This window comes from Streptomyces pathocidini (genome assembly GCF_001418495.1).
GTDB classification, from domain to species: Bacteria; Actinomycetota; Actinomycetes; order Streptomycetales; family Streptomycetaceae; genus Streptomyces; species Streptomyces pathocidini.
In genome coordinates this window covers 1-24,220 of sequence record NZ_LIQY01000137.1, presented here as the reverse complement: position 1 = coordinate 24,220, position 24,220 = coordinate 1, and the positions used below count along the sequence as shown (strand labels likewise).

Sequence of the window (24,220 nt, the reverse complement as noted above, 5' to 3'; positions counted from 1 at the left end):
CTGCACGATCGTGCAGCTAGGCTGGGACATCGTGGACGAGGCCAGGCTGGACGATGCCGTACGCGCGGTGCGGATGCACTATTTCCAGGGCATGACGATGGAGGCCATCGCGCGGGAGACGGGTACGTCCCGCTCGACGGTCTCCCGGCTGATCGGCTACGCGCGCTCCACCGGCCTGATCGAGTTCCGGCTGCACCTGCCGGACGAGCACGTTCCGGGGATGGAGCGGCGGATCGGCAAGGAGTACGGGGTGACCGCGCACGTGGTGCCCGTACCCGACACCGCGAGCGAGCTGGAGCGCCTGGAGAAGACCGCGGCGGTCGCCGCCCAGGTGCTGAACGGGCTGTTCGGCTCGAACATGGTGCTCGCCGTCGCCTGGGGCACGACGACCGAGGCGGTCAGCCGCCGGCTGCTGCCCAAGCCCACCCACCACGCGCGGATCGTCCAGCTCAACGGGGCGGGGCTGACGCGGGCGACCGGCCTCGGATACGTCAGCGAGATCCTCGCCCGCTTCGGCCGGAACTACGCCGCCCCCGTCGAGCACTTCCCCGTACCGGCGTTCTTCGACTACGCCGACACCAAGCGGGCGCTGTGGCGGGAGCGGTCGGTGCGCCGCATCCTCGACCTCCAACTCGGCGCGGATGTCGCCCTGTTCGGGATCGGCGCGGCCACCGGGGATGTACCGAGCCACGTCTACCGCGCGGGCTACCTGGACGACGCCGAGCTGCGGGAGCTGCGGGAGGAGGGGGTGGCGGGCGACATCGCGACGGTGTTCTTCCGCGCGGACGGCTCCCACGACGGCATCGCCCTCAACGAGCGTGCCAGCGGGCCCGACCTCTCCGCCCTGCGTCGCGTGCGCTCCCGGATCTGCGTGGTCTCCGGCGAGTCCAAGCTGCCCGGCCTGCGTGCGGCCCTCCGCGGCGGCCTCCTCACGGACCTGGTCCTGGACGACGGCACAGCGGCCAAGCTGGTGGGACGGTAGGGGGCGGGAGCCCGCGGCGGCTGCGCAGGGACGCGGCCGGCTCGTGCTGCCGTCCCGCGCTCTCCTGGCGCGCGGCGCCCCGTTCCTTGGCGGCTTGCCCGTCGGTGACCTGCGATGACGCAGCTCCGGAACGGTCGGTCGCGGTCATGACTCCACCGTCGCACCCATGCCAGGCTGGTACCAGGTAATGCCTGATACCGGGACAAAATGCACCCTGGTGACAGGTTCCGATCGGCGCGAACGCAGATCAGAGGGACACCACCTCCGCGGAGAAAGGAGTTAGGCGCATGGGAACGCTCAACGGAAAGGCGGCGCTGGTCACGGGGTCGAGCCGGGGGATCGGCCGGGGCATCGCGGTGCGCCTGGCCCAGGACGGGGCGCGCGTTGCCGTGCACTACGGGAGGAACGAGGCGGCCGCGAAGGAGACCGTCGCCGCGATCGAGGCGGGCGGCGGTCAGGCCTTCGCCATCGGCGCCGAACTCGGCGTGGACGGCGACGCCGAACGGCTCTTCGCCGCGTACGACGAGCACGCCGACTCCCTCGACATCCTCGTCAACAACGCCGGCAGGACGATGAAGAAGCCGCTGGAGGACCTCAGCCGTGAGGACTTCCGGAGCGTGTTCGCGCTCAATGTCGAGGCGCCGTTCTTCGTCGCCAAGGAGGCGCTGAAACGGATGCGCGACGGCGGCCGGATCATCAACATCTCCTCCTTCGTCGCCCGGGTCGCGTTCCCCGCCTCGGTCGCCTACCCCTCCACCAAGGCAGCCGTCGACAACTTCACTCGCTCCCTCGCCAAGGGCCTCGGCCCACGGGGGATCACCGTCAACGCCGTTGCTCCGGGCTATACGCAGACCGACATGGTGGACGCGGTGCTGGCCGATCCGGAGGCCCGCGCCTCCGCCGAGGCGGCGTCCGCGTTCAACCGGCTCGGCACGGTCGAGGAGGTCGCCGACGTGGTCGCCTTCGTGGCCTCCGACGCCGCCCGCTGGGTCACCGGCCAGGTCATCGAGGCCTCCGGTGGAGTGCAGCTGTGACAACCGGCTGGATGCCCGAGGAGAGCGTCCGGGCCGTCGTCGACCCCCGCTTCGGCTTCACGCGCATCAGCGACGACGTGCTGCCGGTGCTGCGCGGGCGCGGGGTCACCCAGGAGTAGATCGACACGATGCTGGTCAGCAACTCGCGCCGCTATTTCGAGCCGAGTTGACCGGCAAAGGGGATGCCCCGGCGGCGTGAAGAGCCGCCGGGGCACCGTCATGCCGTCACAGGACGACGGCGGCCCAACGGGTGTCGCTGATGCCGGTCTTGATATGGAACAGGAGGGTGCTGGGGTCCTCGGTCGAGTCGATCTGCAGGTACAGCATGGTCGTCCACGATGCCCCCGGGGCGAGGGAGGGGACGTTCCAGTACTGCCACGTGGTGCTGTAGCCATGGACCCCCGCGGGCAGGCCACTGATGGTCTGCATCGAGGTGGCCGCTGTGGTGGAGCCTGAGGTGTTGGTGATCGTCACCGGGATCGCGGTCTGAGCGCCGCGCTGCACCGTGCAGTTGCCGCTCGGAGGTGACACCGTGGCCTTGAGGGGGCCGCTGCTGGAGGTGCCGGTGACGATGCCCATCTCGTAGGAGTTCTGCGACACCCAGGCACAGGCACTGGCGTCCGTGGCGTCCGGCTCCCAGATGACGACGCCGTCGGCCTGGGCTTTTACCTGGGCGAACATGTGGGACCAGGCGCTGCCGGACACGAAGCCGCCGCCGTTGAACGCCGTCGGGCTGACATAGGGGTAGATCTCATGGTCCGGGGCCATGGCCTCGTCGCGATCGATGGCCGCGTTGAAGTCCTCGTCCCAGTCGGCCAGCGACTGTCCGGCGTAGAAGTAGGCGCGCGGGGCGAAGCAGTCGAGCCCGTTGGGGTCGGTGTGGAGGTCCTCGATGAGGCTCTGGTTCTGGGTGAGCCAGTCGTATCCGTAGTTGCAGACCGGCGCCTGCGGGGCGGCGTTGTGCGTCCACTGGAGCAGCTGGCGCCACAGGTTGAACGCGTTGGTGGCCGCGGTTCCGGTCGGGACCTGGGTGAGTTCGATGTCCTCGAAGTCGAGCACGACCGGCGCGGTGGCGCCGCCGCCGAACTGACTCGAGCCTATGTACTCCTTGACCTTGGCCTCGTACACGGCCTGCGTGGGCAGCGGCCCGCCGTTGGAGAGGCATCCGCTCGCTGAGCAGGTGTAGTGGAAGGCGTCGTAGACGACGGTTGCCTTGGTCGCGCCGTACTGCTCCAGGTGCGGCCGGTTCGTGTACCGCTCGTTGGTGAAGACCTGGAAGCTCGCGGCGTGTGCCGCCGGAGCGTTGACGAGCGTCGGGACGAGGGCGGCCATGAGCGCCGCCGCCCCGACGGCCAGTCTGCGGAGGATGCGTAGAGTCATCGGATCTCCTTGATGGTGGGCTGGCTCCCATGGCCAAGGCCCTGCCAAGCACAGGAGTATCGGACCGGTCTGGACCAGTGACAAGAGGTCGGATGAAAATACTTTCTTGACAACGGAAAGGAAGGGATGGATGCTCCCGGTGTCGCGAACCCGCCTGCGGGTCACCGCAGTTCAGGGAGAGTGGGAATGGCACCGCGCCAGACAGCCGATCGCGAGGGCCCGTACGTGCTGCGGGACCGGACCCGCGCTTCGGTCTTCGGGGCCATCGTCACCAAGGGGCCCATCGCCCGGAGCGAGATAGCCCAGTTGACCGGGCTCTCCCAGGCGACGGTCACCAAGGCCGTCGCGCCGATGATCGCGGCCGGCTATGTCGCCGAGCAGGAGGGGTCCTCGGGTGGCCGCGGCCGGCCCCGCGTGCCGCTGCACATCTGCCCGGAGCGCCGCTTCGCCGTCGGGGTCAAGGTCACCGAACGGGAGGCGGTCGGCGTCGTCGTCGACTTCGCCGGACGGGTGGTGGCCGGTGGGCGGGTGCGCCTGGAGTCGCCGGAGGTGCCGGAGGCGGTCGCCGGCGTCCGCCGACTGGTCCGCCAACTCCTCGCCGAGAAGCCCGAGTTCCGTGAGCGGACCTTCGATCTCGGGGTGGCCGTGGGCGGGGCCGTCGACCTCGACCGCAAGGTGCTGCGGGCCTCTCCCATCCTCGGCTGGCAGGACGTTCCGCTCGGTACCCTGCTGGAGGAGCGGACAGGGCTGCGCACGGTCGTCGAGAACGACGTCAACGCGCTAGCCGTGGCCGAGCAGTGGTTCGGCGTGGGCGTGGACGTGCCCTGGTTCGCTGTGGTGACTCTGGGGGCCGGGGTGGGCAGCGCGCTCGTACTCGACGGAAAGCTCATGCACGGAGCCCGGGGCGCGGCGGGGGAGTTGGGCCACATCGTGGTCGAGCCCGGCGGGCGGCAGTGCCGGTGCGGTAACCGGGGTTGCCTGGAGGCGATCGCCTCAGAGCCCGCGATCCTCGCCTCCATCGCGGAGGCCGGCGGACCGTCCGGGATCGACATCGAAGCTGCCGTGGGGCTGGCGCGCGCCGGGGACGCGCCAGCCTTCACGGCGTTCATGCGCGCGGGGGTGGCCCTGGGCGCCGGGATCGCGACCCTGGCCAACCTGGTCAACCCGGCGCGGATCGTGCTCTCCGGCGAAGGGCTCGTCGCATCGGACCTGCTCATGGGCAGTCTGCGCGAGACCTTCGCCGCCCGGACCCTGCTGCCCGCGGACGCCTACGAACTCATTACCCGCCCCCTGCCCGACGAGGCCTGGGCGCGCGGCGCCGCGGCCGTCGCCCTGCGGGACATCTTCACCGGCCCTTTAGAGGAATCCCCCAACCGCCCCCTCCGGGGTGCCGGTTCATCGCTCACCCCCTGACGTCTCGAAGCTTCTCCTCGAAATGGAGACCCGCCATGTCCTCGATCCCCGACCTCGGCCGCCGCGACCTGCTCAAAGGCGCCATAGCCGCCGGCGCCACCCTCGCCGCCGGAGCCGCTCTGAGCGGCTGCGCGATGGGCGGCGGCTCGGACGACTCCGGGCCCAAGACCGCCAAGGGCAAGCGGTCCGCCGACAACCCCTTTGGCGTCGTCCCCAACTCCAGCCTGGAACTGGTGTGGTTCAAGGGCGGCAGCCCGCTCTACCTCGCCGATGCGGTCAACCCGCTCTTCAAGAGGAAATTCCCGAAGGCGACGCTGAAGCAGAGCTCCTCGGAGCGGCTGTCCCAGACGCTCCAGCCGCGTTTCGTCGGCGGCAACCCGCCGGACTACGTGGACAACGCCGGAGCTGACGCCCTCGACTTCGGCGCCCTCATCCAGGACGGCCAGGTGCTCGACCTCACCGAGCTGTACGAGGCGCCCTCGATCGACGACCCGGACAAGAAGGTCAAGGACACCCTCCTGCCGGGCGCCTACGAGAACGCGATCACTGACGGCAAGCCGTACGCCCTCTCGTACTTCACCCGCGCCTTCGGCCTCTGGTACAACGCTCAGCTCTTCGAGAAGGAGGGCTGGGAGGCCCCCACCACGTGGGATGACTTCCTCGCCCTCTGCAAGGAGCTCAAGAAGGCCGGCATCACCCCGTACGGCTTCGCGGGCAAGAACGCGGCCGACTACCACACCACCGTCCTCCTCGCCTCGGCCGCCAAGATCGGCGGGCATGAGGTGATCACCGACATCGACAACCTGGAGGACGGCGCCTGGAAGAGCGATGCCGTCATCCAGGCAGCCGACGCCTGGGCCGAGATCGGTGCCAAGTACACCAGCAAGAGTTTCAAGGGCCTCATCCACACCGAGGTCCAACTCCGGCAGAACCAGGGAAAGTTGGCTTTCTACCCCTCGGGCGACTGGCTCGAATCCGAGCAGAAGGAGGCCACGACCAAGGACTTCACCTACGCGATGATGCCGGTCCCCAGCGTCACCACCGCGGACGCTCTCCCGGCGCACGCCATCTACGCGACGGTGGGCGGGGGCTGGACGTTCATTCCCGCCAAGGCCAAGAACGCCCCCGCGGCCCTGGAGTACATGCGGATGATCATGTCCAGGGAAGGTGCCCAGGCCTTCACCAAGGCCAGCGGCTGGCTGACCACCGTACAGGGTGGCGCCGACGGTGTGGAGCTCCCGCCGGGGATGGCCGCCGCCCAGAAGGCCATCGACACGGCCGCCAAGGACAACTCGCTGTTCGAAACGAAGATCCAGACCTGGTACCGGCCGCTGTCCGAGGAGACCAAGGGGGCCGTGCTCCAGCTGATGTTCGAGGGCGGCACAGGCCGGCAGTTCGCCGAGCGCATGCAGAAGAAGGCGGACGAGATCAAGAAGGACTCGTCCGTCAAGAAGTACAAGCGCTGAGCGGGGCGGGGTCATGAGGCACGGCAAGTACCCGTTCATCGCCGGCTTCCTCGCGGCACCGGCGATCCTGTACCTGGTCTTCGTGATCGGACCGTACGCCCAGGCGTTCCAGATCGCGCTCACCAACTGGCGCGGCGTCACGGCACACGCCGACTACGTCGGCCTGGAGAACTTCTCCCGGATCTTCCAGGACGACCTGTTCTGGAAGGCCATGCGCAACCACGGCGAGATGCTGCTCGCCGTGCCGCTGCTCACCATCGTCCTCGCCCTGTTCTTCGCCTTCCTGCTCAACGTGGCGGGGAAGCGCCGGGCGGGGAGCAGCAGCGGCCTGCCCGGCTCCGGCTTCTACCGGGTGGTGTTCTTCTTCCCCCAGGTCCTGTCCATCGCCGTGGTCGGCGTGCTCTTCCAGGTCGTCTACCGGCCCGACGAGTCCGGGGTGCTCAACGGCATCCTCGGCTGGTTCGGCGCCGAACCCGTCGGGTTCCTCACCGAGCCCGGGGTCGCGCTGTGGGCGATCATGGGCGTGATGATCTGGAGCGGGGTCGGCTTCTACCTCGTCTTGTTCTCCGCGGGCATGGCCTCCATCCCCAAGGAGCTCTACGAGGCGGCGGAGTTGGAGGGCGCGGGACGGGTCCGGGTCTTCTTCTCCATCACCCTGCCGCTGCTGCGCAACACCGTGCAGGTCGCCTGGGTCTACCTCGGCATCGGCGTCCTCGACGGCTTCGCCCTCGTACAGGTCCTCTCCGTCAACAACGGCGGCCCCGACGGGGCCACCACCGTCGTCGGCATGCAGGTGTGGCAGAACGCCTTCGCCTACTACAAGTTCGGCTACGCCTCGGCCATGGGCGTCGTGCTGTTCTTCGTCGTCATGTCCGTCACCGCCCTCACCCTGCGCCTGACCCGGCGCGAGCAGCTCGAGTACTGAGAAGGGAGCGACGACCATGGCGACACCGACACAGACCGATGCCCCGGCCGGCACCGAGCGGCCCGCACCCGTCGCGGCGAGGACCCGGCGGCCACCCGGTACGAGAGAGCAGGTCCGCCTGCTCTCCGGGATGGCCCACCTCTCCCTCGCCGTCTGGGCGCTGGCGGTGGTGCTGCCGCTGCTGTTCACCTTCCTCGGCTCGTTCAAGAACACCGAGGAGCTGTTCGGCGACCCGTTCGCGCTCCCCGGTGAGCTGCGCTGGGACAACTGGGCCCGCGCCTGGAACACCGCCCATGTCGGCCGGTACGTCCTCAACAGCCTCGTGGTGGTTGGCTTCGGCGTCACCGGCACGATGCTGCTCGGCTCGATGGCCGCGTACGTCCTGGCCCGCTACACCTTCCCCGGCCGCAAGCTCGTCTACTACATGTTCGTCTCGGGGCTGACCTTCCCGGTCTTCCTCGCCCTCGTGCCGCTGTTCTTCGTCGTCAAGAACCTCGGCCTGCTCGGCACCCACACCGGCCTCGTCCTCGTCTACATCGCCTACTCACTGCCGTTCACCGTCTTCTTCCTCACCGCCTTCTTCAAGACGCTGCCCAGCGAGGTGGCGGAGGCGGCCGTGGTGGACGGCTGCTCCCACACCCGCACGTTCTTCCAGGTCATGCTGCCGATGGCCAAGCCGGCCGTGGTCAGCCTGACGATCTTCAATGTGCTCGGGCAGTGGAACCAGTACCTGCTGCCGCTTGTACTGCTCCCCGGCGACGCCGAGTCCAAGTGGGTGCTGCCGCAGGGCATCGCCTCCATCTCCACCGCCGCCGGGAACCAGGCGGACTGGGGCGCCCTGTTCGCCGCGCTGTCCATCTCGATCATCCCGGTGCTGGTCGTCTACGTGATCTTCCAGCGGCAGATCCAGTCCGGCCTCACCGCCGGGGCCCTGAAATAGCCCGTTTGAACCCGGTCGCAAACGACCAGGCAGGAAGCATGGCTGACACTCACGAAAGCCCCTGGTGGCGCAGCGCCGCCATCTACCAGATCTATCCGCGCAGCTTCGCCGACGGCAACGGCGACGGCATCGGGGACATCGCGGGGATCCGCGCCCGGCTGACGCATCTGAAGGACCTGGGCGTCGACGCGCTGTGGATCTCGCCCTGGTACGTCTCGCCGATGGCCGACGCCGGCTACGACGTCGCCGACTACCGCGACATCGACCCGCTCTTCGGCACCCGCGAGGAGGCCGAGGCGCTCATCGCCGACGCGCACGGCCTCGGGCTGCGGGTCATCGTCGACATGGTGCCCAACCACTGCTCCGACCAGCACCCCTGGTTCCGGGCCGCGGTGGCGGCCGGGCCGGGGTCCGCCGAGCGGGGACTGTTCCACTTCCGCCCAGGGAAGGGCGAGAACGGCGAACTCCCGCCCAACGACTGGCAGTCGTGCTTCGGCGGCCCCGCCTGGACGCGGCTGCCCGACGGCGAGTGGTACCTGCACATGTTCGCCCCCGAACAGCCCGACTTCGACTGGGACCGCCCGGAGGTCCGCGAGGAGTTCGAGTCGATCCTGCGGTTCTGGTTCGACCGCGGCGTCGACGGCTTCCGCATCGACGTGGCCTCGATGCTCATCAAGCAGGAGGGACTCCCGGACCGGTCCTCGCTCCCGGAGGGGGCGCCGCCCCCGGAATCCGACCGCCCCGAGGTCCACGAGGTCTACCGCGCCTGGCGGCGGATCGCCGACTCGTACGAGGGGGAGCGCGCGTTCGTCGGCGAGCTGTGGGTCTCCGCGGAGTCCCTGGCCCGCTACCTGCGCCCGGACGAACTCCACACCGGCTTCAACTTCCCCTACCTCCAGGCGGCTTGGGATCCGGCGGCACTGCGGAAGGTGATCGACGAGACGATCGCCCAGCACGCGCCGGTCGGCGCCCCCGCCACCTGGGTGCTGGGCAACCACGACACGACCCGCCCGGTCACCCGCTACGGCCGTGCCGACACCACGTACGTCACGCGCCGGCACGGCCTGCCGGTCGATCTCGACCTGGGCACCCGCCGCGCCCGCGCCGCCGCCCTGCTCAGCTTCGCGCTGCCGGGCAGCGTGTACGTCTACCAGGGCGAGGAGCTGGGCCTGTGGGAGGTCGAGGACATCCCGCTCCACCAGCGCCAGGACCCGACGCTCCAGCAGTCCGGCGGGGAGGACCTGGGGCGGGACGGCTGCCGTGTGCCCATCCCCTGGGAGGGCGATGAGACGCCGTTCGGCTTCAGCCCGGAGGGGGCCGAGGCCGAGCTGTGGCTGCCGCAGCCGCCGGCGTGGAAGGACCACACCGTGGCCGCGGAGGCCGGTGACCCGGACTCGATGCTGGAGCTCTACCGCGCCGCGCTGCGCATCCGCCGCGCCGAACCCGCCCTCGGCGACGGTACGTTGACGTGGCTCCCGGCGGGCGACGGCGTGCTCGCCTTCGCCCGCTCCGAGGACTTCGCCTGCGTGGTCAACCTCTCGGAGACCCCGGTGGAGCTGCCCGCCCACACCGAGCGCCTGCTCACCAGCGGCCCCCTCGACCGCGGCGGCCTCCTGCCGCCGGACACGGCGGCCTGGCTCAGGACGGTCTGACGGACCGGCGGGGCGGTGTGCTCTCGGGGGAGCACACCACCCCCGCTCTGGTTTCATCCGGTTTCTGTAGGATTCGCCACCATGAGTGGTGAGCGTGATCTGCGGAAGTTGCTGAGCGGCATGAGCCCGGTGCTGAACCCCGGGCGATACGTCTTCACGACCGTCGAGGGAGGGCCCCCTGCCGGGGTCGCTCCCGTCGTCACGGTCGCTGAGCCGGAGGGGCTGACGCTCGTCGTGCCGGTGGAGGAGGCGGACGCGGCCGGGATGTCGTACGAGTACGTGGCCGGCTGGATCACACTGCGCGTGCACTCCGCGCTCGACGCGGTCGGGCTGACCGCCGCCGTCGCCCAGGAACTGGCCGCCGCGGGGCTGAGCTGCAACGTCGTGGCCGGATACCACCACGACCACCTGTTCGTCCCCCATGAGCGGGCGGCCGAGGCCGTGGGCCTGCTGGAGGGCCTGGCCGGCGGGGCCTGAGCGGGGCACCGTCAACCGCCGCTGTCCCGCCGCAAGGGAACTCCCTTGCGGCGGGACAGCGTTGTCAGGCCCTGCCATGATTCGCTAGTCGACGTCGGCGCGGGTCTGGCCCATCTTCAGGTCGTCGATCCAGACGTTGCTGGCGACGCCGTTGATGGTCGACCCGTAGGTGCCCCAGCGGGGGTTGTTGCCCATGTCGTCCCAGGTGCGGATGCCGGTCTTCTGGCCGACGAGATTGCCGTTCAGGTAGAGCGCGAGCGATCCGCCGCTGCCCGAGCTGGTGGTGATGCCGAGTTCGAGCTTGTTGTATGCGTCCTCCGTCCACGGAACGCTGGCGACCGAGTTCCACACCTCGCCCGTGGACACGTACCAGATCTTCAGAGAGCCGTTCTCGACCTTCATGATGACCGGGTAGTTCTGCTGCTGTTGTGCGTCGGTGCCCCAGGACTTCCACTGGAACACCGTCTGTGCGTTGTTTGTGTCCGTCCAGAGAGTCCAGCCGAACCAGTAGGTGTTGTTGTTGCTCCATGTGATAGTGCTGGAGTCGGCCACCTCGCAGCGGTCGTATCCGACCGGCTTGTAGAGATGGAACATGGGACCGTGACCGTCCCCGTAGTCCCTGTACTGGATGTTGCCGCCGTCACAGGCGGTGTAGCCGAAACTGCTGATGGCGGTGGGCGTCCACAGGACGGCGGCGTTGGCGGGCGACGCCGTCAGAAGCGTCATGGCGGCGCCTATCGCCGCCGGGGCGAGCAGGAGTCTGCTGGTCTTCGCACGCAGTGCGCGCAGGGCGGAACGGACGTTGCGTCGTTGCACAGTCTTCTCCTTCGTGGGGGAGATCAACGGGCCCGCCGTCGTTGGCGGGCCCGCGGCCGGGGAGGTCAGGCGAGCTTGACCTTGATCTTCTGGGGGGCACCGTAGGCGCCGGTGAGGTCGCCGAAGGAAAGCTTCAGCGACGGGCCAGTGGACACCGAGGTGACGGTGGAGGGCTTGGACAGCACCCGGGAAATCCGCTTGTTCCACGTGACGTGGAGGCCTGTGGCCAGGCGGGCCGGGTCGGAGACGACGATCGTGGCGGTGCCGTCGCGGTGCTCGCGGATCAGGACGGAGGCGGGGGCGCTCGCGGTGACCTTGTCCACCGTGCCCGCGGCCCAGAAGTTCACCGCGGTCAGGCCGAGCTTGGCCACCCGTACGCCCTGCTGCCTGCCGTTGTTGGCGAGGATCCTCAACCAGCCCCGGTCGCAGGCGCGTTGGGCCGTCGTCCTGGCACTGGCGCCGGGCAGGAGCACGTACGCGTACGTGGCGTCGGTGGGGTCGGTGCCGTGGTCGGTGCAGAGGGTGAGGTAGCGGCGGGTGATGGGGTCGGCGGGGCCGCCGGTGTTGATGTCCTTCCAGGCGCCGGTGCGCTCCTCGCGGACCGCGCTCAGCTTGGCGCCGCCCGGGAAGACGTACCCGGCGTGGCCCTCGATGTGCGCCCACTCCGCGTCCTCGAACGACCTGGTCCAACCCTGTTCCTTGGGCTGGGGCCTGCCGTCGACTGTGAGTGCGGGGGAACCGGCGGCGCCGAGGGCGCGGTTGTCGACCGTGGTCTCCACCGCGTACCCATCGGTGGAGGTGATGCCCGCGCCGAGGCAGACGATGGAGTCGTCCAGCCAGAACCAGGACTTCTTCGCGTTCATGGTGGAGGACAGGCCCTTGAGGTGCTGTCCGGTCGCGCCGAACTCGCCGTCGGTGGTGCCGCCCACCCAGTCGACGTCCGGTCTCTGGGCACCCCATGCGCCGCCTTCGCCGTCGGCGAGCGGCTTCCGTGAGGCGGTGATGCCGGGCAGCCGGTACGGGTCGACGGTGGGCCAGTACGCATCGGAGTACTGCTCCAGGCCGAAGTCGGAGCCCCACCAGGACAGCCAGCCGGCGCCGGTGTGCCAGCCGCGCAGGTGCTCGCCGTTGCCGTTCTCGTAGTGGGTGATCCGCCGGGAGGCCATGGAGACGGAAGCGGCCCAGCCGCGGCGGCGGTGCGTGACACGGTCCATGTTGTGGAAGAGGCGGTGCTCTACGGGCTCGGGGGCGGGCTTGACCGTGGTGTCGTTCAGCACGGACTGGAGCTGCGCCGCCCGGGTGAGGCTCAGGCCGGGGTTCTTCAGCGGCGGGGCGTAAGTGTCGCGCTGGATCCAGCCCTTGACCATGGCCCGCCAGCGGGCGTTCTCCTCGGGGCTCGCCCCCTGGCCGATGAGCACGAGGGTGCCGAGGAGACCGACGGCGCGGGTGTGCTCGGAGCCCCCCGCGCGGCTGATGCCGCGGGAGGAGACGTTGTCCATCATCAGCCCGTTGTAGATGAACGGGGCGATGGCCTTCTCGACGGTGTCGAGGAAGAGCTGGGTGTTGGGGTCGTTCAACTCCCAGGGGGAGCCCCGGAGAAGGGCCAGCAGCCGGCCGACACCGTCGTGGAGCACGGCGCCGTAGCCGCCGATGTAGGGGACGGACGTGTGCTGGACGAACGACCCGTCGGCGTAGAAGCCGTCCCCGGAGGTGACGTACGGGAACACCGGGCCCAGGGACTTGGCGGCGAGTTCGACCTTCGCCGCGTCCTCGCCGACGATGCCGCGCAGGATGACGCCGCGGCACAGGTCGACGCGGTTGGCGCCGGTGCTGGTGCCGGTGTACTTGTCGAAGACCGAGTCCGGGACGAAGTGGTCGACGGCCGCGCAGAACTTCGCGATCTGCTCGGGGGAGAGGTGGTCGTGGACCAGGACGCAGGTGTCCATCAGGGCCTGCGGGGCGCCGATCTGGAAGTTCCACCAGTTGCCGTACTGCTTGGTGGCCTCGTTGAAGACCTCGGCGTTGATGTGGTCGAGCCCGGTGAGAACCGCCTCCAGCACTGCCGCGTCCCCGGTCAGTCCGGTGCCGGGCTGGGCCCACGCCTGGGCCATGGCGCTCAGCCTGCTGTAGCTGTCGTTCATCTTCGCGGAGAAGGCGTACGAGGCGGCGTCGGTGTTCGGGTCCGGGTCCGCCCACACCGCGTCGGGCCACAGCGAGCCGCTCGCCGGGGCCATCGTGGAGAGGTGCTTCCGCGCGGTCGTACCGAGGGTGGCGAGCAAGGTCCTGAACGGCTCAGCCGTGGGGCTGAACCCGGTCCCGAGGACGAGATCGCGCCACTTCGCACGCAGGGCCGCGAACTCCTCACTGCCGGTGGCCAGTTCGCCGGAGGCGGTGGTCGCGGGGGCCGCGGAGGCCGGATGCGAGAGCCCGAGGGCCAGAGCGGTGCCCCCGGCAGCATGGAGGAAGGCACGGCGACGCAGGACAGAAGCCATGGCGGAACCAATCTGTGCAAGGTGAAATCTCGCCGACTCGGGTGCGGCGTGTCGTTGCGCAGCTTGGGTTCCGCTTTCGACCGGCGTCAAGACCGGATAATAAAACGGGCAGTTATCGGTCAGTCGCTGGGCAGTTGGGCGGACTGCGGGGCGCCGCAGGACTTCCGGATCAGAAGCCGGGGGAGCCATTCGACGGTCGAGTGCTCCACGCCGGGCTCCTCGACGCGGCGCAGCAGCAGCTTCACGGCCGTCTCGCCGAGCGCGTGGTTCGCGGGGGAGACCGAGGTCATGGGGGTGGCCGTCAGCGCGGCGAGCTCGTCGTTGTAGCAGACGAGCGCGAAGTCCTCGGGGACCCGCACCCCTTGGGCCAGCAGCCACTGGAGCAGGTTGGCCGCGTCGGAGTCGGTGTGCACGATCGCCGCCCGCACCTCTCCGGTGTCCATGAGCTCCATCAGGCGCTCGGTGTGGTTCTCGAACTCGTCGTTGAACTCGTCGGGGGAGCCGCTTGTCGAGGAGATGTCGTCGTCCGGCAGGCCGAGTGTGCCGACCGTCGCCTGGTAGCCGCGGCGGATGTGGGGCCAGGTGTGCGTGTTCCGGGCGAGCAGCGCGATGCGCCGGTGCCCGAGACCGGCCAGGTGCCGTACCGCCATCGAGGCACCGCCCGAGTGGTCCGAGGAGGCCCGGTCGAGGTTCGCCCCGGGCAGCCCCAGCGGGATCCGGCGCTCCACGAGCACGGCGGGGGTCTTCAGCTCCGCCAGCTGCGCGGCATCCGTCTCGGTGGGGCCGTGGACGCTCCAACTGGGGGTGAGCAGCAGGCCGTCCACGCCGGCCTCGATCATGTTCCTGATCTGCGTGGCGTCCCGGCCGCGGTAGTACTCCGTGATGCCCACGAGGAGGCGCGCGCCGGCCGCGGCGGCTGCGTCCCGGGCGCCCTGGATGATCGACCGGTAGAAGTAGTTGGACGTCGGCACCACCATGCCGAGCAGGAGGCCGCTGGTGGGCGGGGCCGGGGCCTGGCGGGCCAGTCGCGCGTCGCGCGCGTTGAGCGGCGCGGCCGGCCAGGTCACCGAGCCGTGGAGCCTGCGGACACGGCCGATGTCGGCCAATGCTGTCACGTCGCGCCGCACGGTTTCCACCGAAATCTCGAGTTCCGCGGCGAGTTCGGCCACCCGGACGCTCTCGCGCTCGCGCACGATCCGCAGGATCCGCTTGTGCCGCTCCTCGACGCTCTCCCGCATCTCTCCCCCTCGCTCGCCCGTGTTGATGTGAGGGAGCATAGCCCGAACGTGGAGTGTGTGACCGATTAATGACCGAATGATCGAAGGGTATTGACCGCACTCGAAAGCCGTTCCTACGCTCCGGCCCATCACCTACGAGGACCGCCTCGAACGACCCGTCGGCCCGGCCCTGTCGCCGCCCGGGAGAGGCGGTGGAGGGCCCCATGAGCAAGATCGACCGTCTTCCGCCGGTGCGGGAGGCCGGTGGCGAGGTCGGCCGAGAGGCCGAACCGCCGACGCGCCCCGCGCCGCCACCGCCACCATCCCCGGCCTCTCCCGAACCGGGGCGCCGAATACGCCGGAAGGGCCTGGGACTTGGGTCGAGTCTCCGCCGCGACAGGGCGCTGCTCCTGATGATGGTGCCCGGGATGGCGTACTTCCTGGTCTTCCACTACGGGGCGCTGTTCGGCAACGTCATCGCGTTCAAGGAGTACATCCCGTTCGTCGGCGTCGCCGACAGCCCGTGGGTCGGGCTCGGCAACTTCACCGCCCTCTTCGCGGACCCGCTGTTCTGGCGGGCGACGGTCAACACCCTGGTCCTGTCGGCGGTCCAACTGGTCTTCTACTTCCCCGTGCCGCTGGCGCTCGCGCTGCTGCTGCACAGTGTCAGCTGGGCCCGGGCGCGCAAGTTCGTGCAGTCCGTGGTCTACCTGCCGCATTTCCTGTCCTGGGTGATCCTGGTCGCGCTGTTCACCCAGGTCCTGGGCGGCGACGGCCTGTTGAACGGCCTGCTCGGCGGGGGCGACGGCAAGACCGTCGTCGACCTGGTCGGCAACCCCGAGGCGTTCAAGCCGCTGATGGTGGTCCAGCTGATCTGGAAGGAGTGCGGCTGGGGCACGATCATCTTCCTCGCCGCGCTGCACAACGTCGACGAGTCGCTGTACGAGGCGGCCGCACTCGACGGGGCCGGCCCGTGGCGCCGGTTCTGGCACGTGACCCTGCCGGGCGTCCGCCCGGTCGTGATCCTGCTGCTGATCCTGCGCCTGGGCGACATCCTCTCCGTCGGCTTCGAGCAGATCCTGCTCCAGCGCGACGCGTTCGGCCCTGCCACGGCCGAGGTCATCGACACCTTCGTCTACTACAACGCGATCGTCGACGGCCACTGGGGAGTCTCGGCCGCCGCCGCCCTCGCCAAGGGCGTCATCGGCGCCGTACTGATCTATGCCGCGAACAAGTTCGCCCACCGCCTGGGCGAGCAGGGGGTGTACCGCTGATGAGCCTCGCCGTCGAAGACCAGCAGCTCAAGACAGAGGACCGCGCGGGCCGCCCGGCCTGGATGGAAAAGCCCAAGCCGATCACCCAGGCGGCCAAGGCGGTCACCCTGACGCTGACCGTGCTCATGGTGATCCTGCCCTTCTGGGTGGTGATCGCCACCAGCTTCGCCCCCGGCGACCAGATCAACGACAACGGCGGCTGGGCCCTGTGGCCCAGGGAGTGGAACGTCGGCGCCTACGACTGGGTGCTCAGCAACGAGAGCACCACCCGCGCCCTGATGGTCTCCCTCGGCGTGACGATCGTCGGCACGGCCGCCAGCCTCGCCTGCACGATCCTCCTCGCCTACGCCCTCGCGCGGCCGGGCGTGGTCGGCGGCCGGATCGTCATGCTGATGATCCTGTTCACCTTCCTCTTCCCCGCCGGCATGATCCCCAGCTACCTGGTCGTCTACAGCCTCGGGCTGATCGACAGCTACTGGTCGCTGATCCTGCCCACCATGGTCAACGCCTTCAACCTCGTGGTGATGCGCGGCTTCTTCCAGGGGCTGCCGGGCGAGCTCTTCGAGTCCGCCCGCCTCGACGGGGCGGGAGAGCTGCGGATCCTGCTGACCATCGTCATGCCGCTGTCCAAGGCCGTGATCGCCGTGGTCGGCCTGTTCTACGCGGTGGGCTACTGGAACGCCTGGTTCAACGCCGTCCTCTACCTCAACGACACCTCCAAGTACCCGCTCCAGACAGTCCTGCGCGGTTTGGTCACCCAGGGCGACGGGATCACCAAGGAGTTCAGCAACGAGGGAGTCCTCACCCAGGCGCCGCAGGCGATCAAGATGGCGACCGTGGTGATCGCCACGATGCCGATCCTGCTTGTCTACCCCTTCATCCAGCGCTACTTCGCCAAGGGCATGCTCACCGGCGCCGTCAAGAGCTGACCCCTCCCCCCTGTCGTCCCAGATTCCGCATCACCGCAGTTTCCGGGCCGCCTCCGTTCCTCGCACCACCAACTCCACGCCCCCGCCCGGGGGTTCGTTCGAAGGGTTCGTCAACCATGTCCGCTTCCGGTCCCTCCCGCAGAACTCTGCTCCAGTCGGCCGCCATCGGCACCACCCTCGCCGCCACCGGCTTCTCCCTCTCCGCCTGCTCCTCGGGATCGGGCTCCACCTCCTCCGGTGGCGCGGCCTCCGGCGACCTGGCGCCGTACCCGGCGTACGTACCGGCCAAGGGTGTACCCACCCCCGACCTGCCGGGCACCGAGGGGGGCGTGCAGAGCGGCTACCTCACCTACCCGAAGGAGCTGACCCAGTCGGTCCCCGAGAAGCCGGGAGACGGCTCCACGATCAGGATCGTGACGGGCACGTGGGGCGCCTCGCCGCTGCCGAAGTCCAAGAACAGGTACTGGCAGGAGATCGAGAAGGCACTCGGCGTCGAACTCGACATCACCGTCATCCCGTTCGCCGAGTACGACAAGAAGGTCTCGGCGATGATGGCGAGCGGCGACACGCCGGACGTCATGCTCAAGCCCGGCAGCGCCGCCAACATCACGGCGTTCCAGAAGGCCAAGACCCAGGACCTCACGGACTTCGTCTCGGGCGACGCCGTCAAGAAGTACCCCAACCTGGCCAACATCCCGACGTACGCGTGGGAGGCGGGCGGGCGGCTGGACGGCCGGATCTTCGGCGTCCCGATCGAGCGGCCGGTCGCGGGGCACCGCGCCTTCGGCAACCGGGACAAGTTCGAGAAGGCCGGGATCCTCGCTCCCGAGGTCGGCGGCATCACGGTCGAGGACTTCACGAAGGGCCTGCGGGACCTCTCCGGCGACGGCTGCTGGGCCCTGGGCGCCTGGCAGCAGGGCGCGTACGGCTTCAACATGTGGATGCCGGCCTTCGGCACCCCGCCCGTCTGGTCGTTCCAGGGCGGCGAGCTCGTCCACTACACCGAGACGGACGAGTTCGCCGACGCCCTTGAACAGATGGCCAAGTGGCAGCAGCAGGGCGTGTACCGGGCGAGCGCCCTGTCGGTCGACGGGACGCAGGCGCTCACCGACTTCCTGACCGGCAAGACCCTCTCGCGCGTCGACGGCTCCATCGGCTACATCAACACGGCCAAGGACCCCGGCCTGAAGTTCGAGATCGACAACGTGCTGCCCTTCAAGCCGTCCAACGGCGCCGACCCCACGCACTGGCTGACCAACGGGATCTACGGGCAGGCCATCCTGAAGAAGGCGGCCAAGGAGCGCATCGAGCTGATCCTCCGGGTCATGAACTACCTCGCCGCGCCCTTCGGCACCAAGGAGTGGGAGCTGGTCCACCACGGCCTGGAGGGCGTCCACTTCACCCGCGGCAAGGACGGCGGCCCCGTCCCGACCGACCTCGTCAGCTCCAAGGGCGGCGGCTTCGGCAACCTCGGCCTCGGCTACATCTCCGACGCGCCGCAGCCGCTGTACGTCGCGGACCAGGCCGAGGCCGTCAAGCGGGAGTACGAGTTCCAGAAGTCGGTCATCCCGATCGCGAAGTCGTCCGCGGACAAGGGTATCTCCGCCCAGGGGTGGACCGACCTCGCGGGCGCGGTCCTCACCACGCAGGAGGACGGCATCAAGGACATCGTCACCGGCCGCAAGAAGTTCTCCGAGTGGGCCGCGATCGTCGAGGAGATCCGCCGCAAGGGCGTCGACAAGGGCCGCGACGCCGTCGCCCAGGCGTACGAGGCGGCCAAGAAGGGCTGACCCGCGCTCCCGGCAGGGCCCTTCCGCGCCTCCCGATCCGGGAGGGCCCCGCCGGGCACCAGGGCCACCCTGCCCCCCACTATCCGAGGAGAACCGTTCCGTGCCGGGACGCACCACCACCGCCGTACTCGCCTGTGACCCCGAGGTGCTGAACGGGGTCTTCCCCGCCGAGGTCATCGCCCGGCTCGAGCAGTGCGTGACGCTCGCCGACGCCGAGCCGCTCGACGACTTCTCCACCCCGCGCGCCAAGGAGGCCCTGGCCCAGGTCGAGGTGCTGGTCACCAGCTGGGGCTGCCCGCCGATCGACGCCGCCGTGCTGGCCGCCGCGCCGCGGCTGCGGGCGGTCGTCCACGCGGCCGGCAGCGTCAAGTTCCATGTGGGGGAAGAGGTCTTCGCGCGCGGCATCGTGGTCTCCTCCGCGGCCGAGGCCAACGCCCGGCCGGTGGCCGAGTACACCGTGGCCATGTGCGTCCTGGCCGCCAAGCGCTCGTTCGCCCTCGCCCACGCCTACGCCGCGGGCGAGCCGCAGCACTCCTACTCCCCGGACCGGTCGCCGAGCCTGGACGGGGCCACGGTCGGCGTCATCGGCGCCTCCCGCACCGGGCGTCTGGTGATCGGCATGCTCGCCGCCTACCGCACCCGCATCCTCGTCCACGACCCCTACCTGGGCGCCGACGAGGCGCGCGAACTCGGCGTCGAGACCGTCGGGTTGGACGAGCTGTGCCGGGCGGCCGACATCGTCACCGTCCACGCACCGGAGATCCCCGAGACCCGGCACCTGATCGACGACCGGCGGCTGGGCCTGATGCGCGACGGCGCCGTCCTCATCAACACCGCCCGCGGCTCCCTGGTCGACACCGAGGCGCTCGTGCGGCACTGCGCGGCAGGCCGCATCGACGCCGTACTCGACGTCACCGACCCCGAGCCGCTGCCCCCCGGCCATCCGCTCCTGCACCTGCCGAACGTCATGGTCACTCCGCACGTCGCCGGTTCGCAGGGGCGCGAGGTGCGGCGCCTCGGGGAGTACGCGGTCGCGGAGGTCGAGCGCTTCCTCGGCGGCCGGGAGCTGCGCGGCCGCGTCGAACCGGACCACCTTGCCAGGCTGGCCTGATCCGCCGCCGAAGAAGGTTTTCTTTTCAACAGGAAGGAAAATAAGAGCTCATGACCATATCGCGTAAGTGGATCACCTCCCTGACCGCTGCCGTGCTCGCCGCCGGCACCCTGACCGCCGCCTCCTCGGCCACCGCCGCGACCGGCCCGGCCGCCCAGAGCTCCTGCTACCTCGCGCAGTCGACGGCGTATCCCGGATTCGAGGGCAACAACCTGCACTGCGCCCCGCGCGCCGGCGCTGCGGCGTACTACGAGCCGGACGGGAACGAGCACTGGTCCAACGTTATGGGCACCTTCAGCGGCAGCCAAAGAGAGTTCTTCTGCTGGACCGAGGGAGCCACCCACTCCGGCGGCAACAGCGTCTGGTACAAGTCCTGGGCCGACGAGCCCTCGGTCGGCCACGGCTTCTCCATCGGCTACGTGAAGTCCACCGACGTCTACACGGGCACGCACCCCTACCCGGGCCTCCGCCACTGCTGATGCACGCACCATGAGAGTGATGCACGCACCATGAGAGGATCCCCTCTCGACAAGCGCTGGTACGGCCGTGGAGAGGGACGATGTTCGCGAGGGCTCTGGGGGACGACGGTGCGGAGCTGCGGCCCCTGGAGCCCTGGCGGGCTGGGGAGTTCCTGGCCAACATCGAGCGGGGACGGGAGTTCATCGGGCAGCACATCGGGCTGCCCGACGCCGTGACCGACCTGGAGTCGAGCCACGCGTTCCTCCAGTCGTACGCCGACAAGGCCGCGGCAGACACCGGGCGGATCTACGGGATCTGGGCGGACGCCACCCTGGTCGGCGGCGTCCTCTTCCGCACGATGGACCTTCAGTACGGCACCGCCGAGGCGGGCTGCTGGCTGGAGCCCGCGGGCGTGGGCAGGGGGCTGGTGACCAGGGCCGCGCGCGTGATCATCGACTGGGCCGTCGAGGAGCGCGGCATCCACCGCGTGGAGTGGGTGGTCTCCTCGGCGAACGCGCCCAGCATCGCCGTGGCCCGGCGGCTCGGTATGACGCGGGACGGCGTCCTGCGGGAGAGCCACCCGTACCGCGGCAAGCGGCTCGACATGGAGGTCTGGTCGGTGCTCGCCCCCGAGTGGCGGGCGGCTCGCCGGGCCTGCTGAGCCGGGCGCCCCGGATTCACGGCGGTCAGAGGCACTCGAAGCGCGGCTCTCGCTTCGTGAGGCTCCCGCTTTCTGCGCCTTCGCGTGGTTCCCGCTTTCTGCGCGGATGCCCGTGATCCCCCTCCTTGCCGTCCGCCGTGGCGAACAGCCAGGACAGACGACAGACGACGCGGCGGGGCAGCCGGACCGAAGTCCGCCTGCCCCGCCGCCCGTAGTACCCGCGTCCGTCAGCCCGTGAAGCCGGCTGTGATGGACGTGAACTGCCAGTCGCTCTGGCTGATGCCGGAGCAGTTGCTCGTGATCCCGCCGCCCGGGCAGCCGCGGTCGCGGTTGACCGCCCAGTAGGCGAGCCGGGCGATGTGGTGCGAGTTCGCCCAGTCGCGGATGCTGGTCCAGATGGCCGGGGTGGTGTTCTCCGACTGGTCGCTCAGGCCGTTCATGCCGGAGATGCCGATGTGGGCGTACGCGGTGGCGTCGTCCCAGCCGAAGGCGGACTTCAGCTTGGTCTTGAGCCCCTCGGCCGCGGCCACGGTGTTGCCGTACATGTCCGCCCCGCCACCGAAGTCGAACGGCATGATGGTGAACACGTCGATGTTCGCGCCGAGTTGCTGCGCGCGGTCGATGAGCCGGCCGCCCCAGTAGGTCGGCCCGGTGGTGGAAGTCCCGAAGGTGATGATCGTCCGAATGCCGGGGTTGTTCTGCTTGACGATCTTCAGGGCGTTCAGGATCCGGTCCTGGACGGCCTCGCTCTCGAACTCGTCGGTGTTCTCGATGTCGACGTCGATGGCCTTCAGCCCGTACGCGTCGATCACCTTCTGGTAGGCGCCCGCGAGGGCCTCGGGGGTCGAGCAGTTGGGGCCGAGCTTGTTGCCGCTCCAGCCGCCGATGGACGGGACGATGTCGCCGCCCGCGGCACGGATCGCGTTGATGGTGGACTGGTCGGTTCCGCCGGTGAGCGGCCGGCTGCCGTCCCAGGCGGGGGCGCAGCCGCCGGAGGAGAGGATGAAGGCCATGGTGAACCACTTGATGCCCGTGGAGCTCATGACCGTGGTGGGGCTGGGCGGATCGCCCCAGCCGAGGTAGAGGTAGGGCGCGGCCTGCTTGAAGTCCGTACCGCCGCCGGTGGAGGCGCTGGTGGTGACGGAGAGCGGGGTGGAGGCGGGTGAGGTGTTGCCGGCGGCGTCGCGGGCCTTGACGGTGAAGGAGTAGGCGGTGTTGGCGGCCAGTCCGGTGACGGTGGCGCTGGTGCCGGTCACGGAGGTCTTGAGGGTGGAGCCCTGGTAGACGTCGTAGTTGGTGACGCCGGTGTTGTCGGTGGCGGCGTTCCAGGCGAGGGAGACGCTGGAGGAGGTCTTGCCGGTGGAGCGCAGGTTGCCGGGTGCGGTCGGAGCTTGGGTGTCGCCGGTGCCTCCGCCTCCGCCGGGTCCGTCGAGGCTGATGTCGTCCGCGTAGTACGTGCCCTGCCCGTACCAGCCGTGCACGTAGATCTCCGCGCTGGTCTGTGAGGCGCCGGTGGTGAAGGAGACGGTCAGCTGGCTGTAGGAGCCGGTGGACGTGGTCCAGGTCGACGAGCCACCGGTGACGCCGAGGTAGACGTTGCTGCCCCGCACCCAACCCGTCAGGGAGTAGGTCGTGTTGGGCTGCACCGGCACGGTCTGGGCGCACTGGGCGCTGTCACTCGAACTGGCGGCCCCGGCCAGGGCCTTGGTGCCGCCGTGGACGGGGGTGGAGACGATGGAGCCGAGGCCCCCGGAACAGGTCCAGCCGGAGAGTGAGCCGCTCTCGAAACCGGAGTTCGACAGCAGATTGGCCGCGTGGGCGGTACCCGGCACCGTCAGCGCGGCGGCCGCGCTCAGCACCACGGCCCCGACTCCGGCGAGCAGCCTCGGTCTCTTACGCAGTCTCGTACGCAACAAGTCCTCCCAGAGCAGGCGAAACGCGGGCGGGGATGGGGGAATTGCGGGATCTCGACATGCTGACGAGACCTCAACTCATCTTGCAAAAAGGAGAGTTCGGCCCCGGCAATGACTGAGGAGAGCTTCCCGACGCGGGAGACGGCCGTCAAGACGCCGGTTAGGAAACTTTACTGTCAGCTGATGGACGCACCAGCCGCCGCGCCCCCGCCCGGGAACACGCCGTGCCGTCGGCAGCGGGGCTGCCGACGGCACGGCGAGACGGATGGGGTCGAGGCCCTCAGTCCAGTGGTAGCCAGACCCGCATTGCGCCGTCGCCCCGGTTGTCCCACTGGTAGTACGGGATGGCTGTGGCGGTGGTTCGGCTCGTGGTGCGTACAGCGGCGGGGTGTGTCGCGTACGGCAGTCCGGTCTCGTGGGACGTCGCCGCCGTCGCCGCGTCCACCGAGATGGTTGCCGTGCGGCCGATTCCGGGGATGTCACCGTGGTGGGCCACCCGCATCCCGGTGTCTGGGAGGAGCGCCAGCTCGTCGACATCGACCCCTTGGTCGACCTGCTCGAAGCAGTAGACCAGCGGCCCCCGCTCGATCGCCGCGCAGCCGCGCAGGGCGTCGATGCGCGGATGTGGCACGGTCAGCCGGGGCGCCATGTCGAGGTGGAGCATGACCGTGTCCCCGGGCCGCCACGCGCGCCGCACCACGGCGTAGCCGCGCTCGTCCCTCGCCACCTCGCAGGGCGAACCCCCCACCTCCACGCGGAAACCGGCCGCGCTCCACGGTGGGATGCGCAGGGCGAGGCCCCACTCGCCGCCCGGTGCCTCCGCAACCGTCACGGCGACGGCCCCCTGCCATGGGTAGTCGGTTTCGATCCGCAGGCCCACCGTTCCGCCTGCGAGGGGAAGGGAGACGGCGGCCGGCGCGTACTGCTGCACGTAGAGCGTGTCGCTGTCCGTCGTCGCCATGTAGTGCTCCAGGGAGGCGACGATCCGGGTGAACGCGGGCGGGCAGCACGCCGAGTAGAACCACTCGTCGCGGTAGCGCGGGTCGCCCACGTGCTCCGCGTGGTCGGCGCGGCGCTGCAGCGGGTTGCCCTTGTAGTACCTCTTCCCGTCGGCCGAGCGGGCGGCGGCGAATCCGTTGTACAGGGTCCGCTCGATCAGGTCGGCGTAGCGGGTGTCCCCGGTGGCGAGCAGCAGCCGCCAGGACCACTGGATGGACGCGGCCTGCGCACAGGTCTCGTTGTACGCGAGGTCCGGCGGCAACTCGTAGGCCTCGCCGAAGACTTCGGCC

General features: G+C 69.7%; 20 protein-coding genes. 14 read left to right on the top strand and 6 right to left on the bottom strand.

From position 1 onward, the window contains the following. Positions 1 to 982, top strand: a 982-nt coding sequence (locus tag AOK16_RS08585; RefSeq protein ID WP_205627650.1) for a sugar-binding transcriptional regulator, incomplete at its 5' end; no start/stop codon positions are given. 287 nt (positions 983 to 1,269) lie between these two features. Then, positions 1,270 to 2,016 (top strand): SDR family oxidoreductase, encoded by a 747-nt coding sequence (locus AOK16_RS08580; RefSeq protein WP_055471641.1) that lies wholly within the window; start codon positions 1,270 to 1,272, stop codon positions 2,014 to 2,016. Positions 2,017 to 2,241: 225 nt separating this feature from the next. Here AOK16_RS08580 and AOK16_RS08575 read toward each other — a convergent pair whose 3' ends face one another. Then, complete coding sequence (locus AOK16_RS08575; protein ID WP_055471640.1) at positions 2,242 to 3,396, bottom strand: COG1470 family protein; 1,155 nt, start codon at positions 3,394 to 3,396, stop codon at positions 2,242 to 2,244. A gap of 186 nt (positions 3,397 to 3,582) precedes the next feature. On the opposite strand from AOK16_RS08575, the gene AOK16_RS08570 reads away from it, so the two are divergent. The 6 genes from AOK16_RS08570 (at position 3,583) to AOK16_RS08545 (ending at position 10,269) form a co-directional block, all read left to right on the top strand. Then, positions 3,583 to 4,809, top strand: a complete 1,227-nt coding sequence (locus AOK16_RS08570) for an ROK family transcriptional regulator (RefSeq protein ID WP_055471639.1) — start codon at positions 3,583 to 3,585, stop codon at positions 4,807 to 4,809. Positions 4,810 to 4,844: 35 nt separating this feature from the next. Further along, positions 4,845 to 6,275 carry an N-acetylglucosamine/diacetylchitobiose ABC transporter substrate-binding protein gene (gene ngcE, locus AOK16_RS08565; RefSeq protein ID WP_055471638.1) on the top strand — a complete coding sequence of 477 codons (1,431 nt, stop codon included), beginning with the start codon at positions 4,845 to 4,847 and terminating at the stop codon, positions 6,273 to 6,275. Positions 6,276 to 6,288: 13 nt separating this feature from the next. After that, positions 6,289 to 7,200, top strand: a complete 912-nt coding sequence (locus tag AOK16_RS08560; RefSeq protein ID WP_055471637.1) for a carbohydrate ABC transporter permease — start codon at positions 6,289 to 6,291, stop codon at positions 7,198 to 7,200. Positions 7,201 to 7,216: 16 nt separating this feature from the next. Then, positions 7,217 to 8,140, top strand: coding sequence for a carbohydrate ABC transporter permease (locus AOK16_RS08555; protein WP_055471636.1), 924 nt, complete (start codon positions 7,217 to 7,219; stop codon positions 8,138 to 8,140). 38 nt (positions 8,141 to 8,178) lie between these two features. Continuing rightward, complete coding sequence (locus AOK16_RS08550) at positions 8,179 to 9,792, top strand: glycoside hydrolase family 13 protein (protein WP_055471635.1); 1,614 nt, start codon at positions 8,179 to 8,181, stop codon at positions 9,790 to 9,792. 81 nt (positions 9,793 to 9,873) lie between these two features. After that, positions 9,874 to 10,269, top strand: coding sequence for an ACT domain-containing protein (locus tag AOK16_RS08545; RefSeq protein WP_055471634.1), 396 nt, complete (start codon positions 9,874 to 9,876; stop codon positions 10,267 to 10,269). A gap of 84 nt (positions 10,270 to 10,353) precedes the next feature. Here AOK16_RS08545 and AOK16_RS08540 read toward each other — a convergent pair whose 3' ends face one another. From AOK16_RS08540 to AOK16_RS08530, 3 genes are all read right to left on the bottom strand, one after another. Continuing rightward, positions 10,354 to 11,085 carry a heparin lyase I family protein gene (locus AOK16_RS08540; RefSeq protein WP_055471633.1) on the bottom strand — a complete coding sequence of 244 codons (732 nt, stop codon included), beginning with the start codon at positions 11,083 to 11,085 and terminating at the stop codon, positions 10,354 to 10,356. 65 nt (positions 11,086 to 11,150) lie between these two features. Continuing rightward, the gene (locus AOK16_RS08535) at positions 11,151 to 13,577 is read right to left on the bottom strand and encodes a polysaccharide lyase 8 family protein (RefSeq protein ID WP_055471632.1); all 2,427 of its coding nucleotides are present in this window, start codon (positions 13,575 to 13,577) and stop codon (positions 11,151 to 11,153) included. 119 nt (positions 13,578 to 13,696) lie between these two features. Beyond that, a complete protein-coding gene (locus AOK16_RS08530; protein ID WP_240483454.1) occupies positions 13,697 to 14,854 on the bottom strand; it encodes a LacI family DNA-binding transcriptional regulator in 1,158 nt (385 codons plus the stop codon). A gap of 356 nt (positions 14,855 to 15,210) precedes the next feature. On the opposite strand from AOK16_RS08530, the gene AOK16_RS08525 reads away from it, so the two are divergent. The 6 genes from AOK16_RS08525 (at position 15,211) to AOK16_RS08500 (ending at position 21,018) form a co-directional block, all read left to right on the top strand. Further along, positions 15,211 to 16,068 (top strand): ABC transporter permease, encoded by an 858-nt coding sequence (locus AOK16_RS08525; RefSeq protein ID WP_055471642.1) that lies wholly within the window; start codon positions 15,211 to 15,213, stop codon positions 16,066 to 16,068. Next, complete coding sequence (locus AOK16_RS08520; protein WP_055471630.1) at positions 16,068 to 16,997, top strand: carbohydrate ABC transporter permease; 930 nt, start codon at positions 16,068 to 16,070, stop codon at positions 16,995 to 16,997. The genes AOK16_RS08525 and AOK16_RS08520 overlap by 1 nt, the downstream gene beginning before the upstream one ends. A 116-nt stretch (positions 16,998 to 17,113) precedes the next feature. Then, positions 17,114 to 18,787, top strand: a complete 1,674-nt coding sequence (locus tag AOK16_RS08515; protein WP_055471629.1) for an extracellular solute-binding protein — start codon at positions 17,114 to 17,116, stop codon at positions 18,785 to 18,787. Between the two features lie 100 nt (positions 18,788 to 18,887). Next, the gene (locus tag AOK16_RS08510; RefSeq protein WP_055471628.1) at positions 18,888 to 19,898 is read left to right on the top strand and encodes a hydroxyacid dehydrogenase; all 1,011 of its coding nucleotides are present in this window, start codon (positions 18,888 to 18,890) and stop codon (positions 19,896 to 19,898) included. Positions 19,899 to 19,948: 50 nt separating this feature from the next. Then, on the top strand, positions 19,949 to 20,377 hold the full coding sequence (locus tag AOK16_RS08505) for a hypothetical protein (RefSeq protein ID WP_055471627.1): 429 nt from the start codon (positions 19,949 to 19,951) through the stop codon (positions 20,375 to 20,377). Positions 20,378 to 20,457: 80 nt separating this feature from the next. After that, complete coding sequence (locus AOK16_RS08500; RefSeq protein WP_055471626.1) at positions 20,458 to 21,018, top strand: GNAT family N-acetyltransferase; 561 nt, start codon at positions 20,458 to 20,460, stop codon at positions 21,016 to 21,018. A gap of 227 nt (positions 21,019 to 21,245) precedes the next feature. Here AOK16_RS08500 and AOK16_RS08495 read toward each other — a convergent pair whose 3' ends face one another. Beyond that, positions 21,246 to 22,931, bottom strand: coding sequence for a carbohydrate binding domain-containing protein (locus AOK16_RS08495; protein ID WP_055471625.1), 1,686 nt, complete (start codon positions 22,929 to 22,931; stop codon positions 21,246 to 21,248). 280 nt (positions 22,932 to 23,211) lie between these two features. Next, the coding region (locus AOK16_RS08490) for a beta-L-arabinofuranosidase domain-containing protein (protein ID WP_169790876.1) at positions 23,212 to 24,220 on the bottom strand (1,009 nt) is incomplete at its 5' end.

What these genes read in the sequence shown, in the direction of transcription:
- AOK16_RS08550 (WP_055471635.1), top strand. Translation starts at nt 8,179, where the DNA reads ATGGCTGACACTCACGAAAGCCCCTGGTGGCGCAGCGCCGCCATCTAC.
- AOK16_RS08530 (WP_240483454.1), bottom strand. Translation starts at nt 14,854, where the DNA reads ATGCTCCCTCACATCAACACGGGCGAGCGAGGGGGAGAGATGCGGGAG.
- AOK16_RS08560 (WP_055471637.1), top strand. Translation starts at nt 6,289, where the DNA reads ATGAGGCACGGCAAGTACCCGTTCATCGCCGGCTTCCTCGCGGCACCG.
- AOK16_RS08580 (WP_055471641.1), top strand. Translation starts at nt 1,270, where the DNA reads ATGGGAACGCTCAACGGAAAGGCGGCGCTGGTCACGGGGTCGAGCCGG.
- AOK16_RS08575 (WP_055471640.1), bottom strand. Translation starts at nt 3,396, where the DNA reads ATGACTCTACGCATCCTCCGCAGACTGGCCGTCGGGGCGGCGGCGCTC.
- AOK16_RS08500 (WP_055471626.1), top strand. Translation starts at nt 20,458, where the DNA reads ATGTTCGCGAGGGCTCTGGGGGACGACGGTGCGGAGCTGCGGCCCCTG.
- AOK16_RS08525 (WP_055471642.1), top strand. Translation starts at nt 15,211, where the DNA reads ATGGTGCCCGGGATGGCGTACTTCCTGGTCTTCCACTACGGGGCGCTG.
- AOK16_RS08505 (WP_055471627.1), top strand. Translation starts at nt 19,949, where the DNA reads ATGACCATATCGCGTAAGTGGATCACCTCCCTGACCGCTGCCGTGCTC.
- ngcE (WP_055471638.1), top strand. Translation starts at nt 4,845, where the DNA reads ATGTCCTCGATCCCCGACCTCGGCCGCCGCGACCTGCTCAAAGGCGCC.
- AOK16_RS08545 (WP_055471634.1), top strand. Translation starts at nt 9,874, where the DNA reads ATGAGTGGTGAGCGTGATCTGCGGAAGTTGCTGAGCGGCATGAGCCCG.
- AOK16_RS08535 (WP_055471632.1), bottom strand. Translation starts at nt 13,577, where the DNA reads ATGGCTTCTGTCCTGCGTCGCCGTGCCTTCCTCCATGCTGCCGGGGGC.
- AOK16_RS08515 (WP_055471629.1), top strand. Translation starts at nt 17,114, where the DNA reads ATGTCCGCTTCCGGTCCCTCCCGCAGAACTCTGCTCCAGTCGGCCGCC.
- AOK16_RS08570 (WP_055471639.1), top strand. Translation starts at nt 3,583, where the DNA reads ATGGCACCGCGCCAGACAGCCGATCGCGAGGGCCCGTACGTGCTGCGG.
- AOK16_RS08555 (WP_055471636.1), top strand. Translation starts at nt 7,217, where the DNA reads ATGGCGACACCGACACAGACCGATGCCCCGGCCGGCACCGAGCGGCCC.
- AOK16_RS08520 (WP_055471630.1), top strand. Translation starts at nt 16,068, where the DNA reads ATGAGCCTCGCCGTCGAAGACCAGCAGCTCAAGACAGAGGACCGCGCG.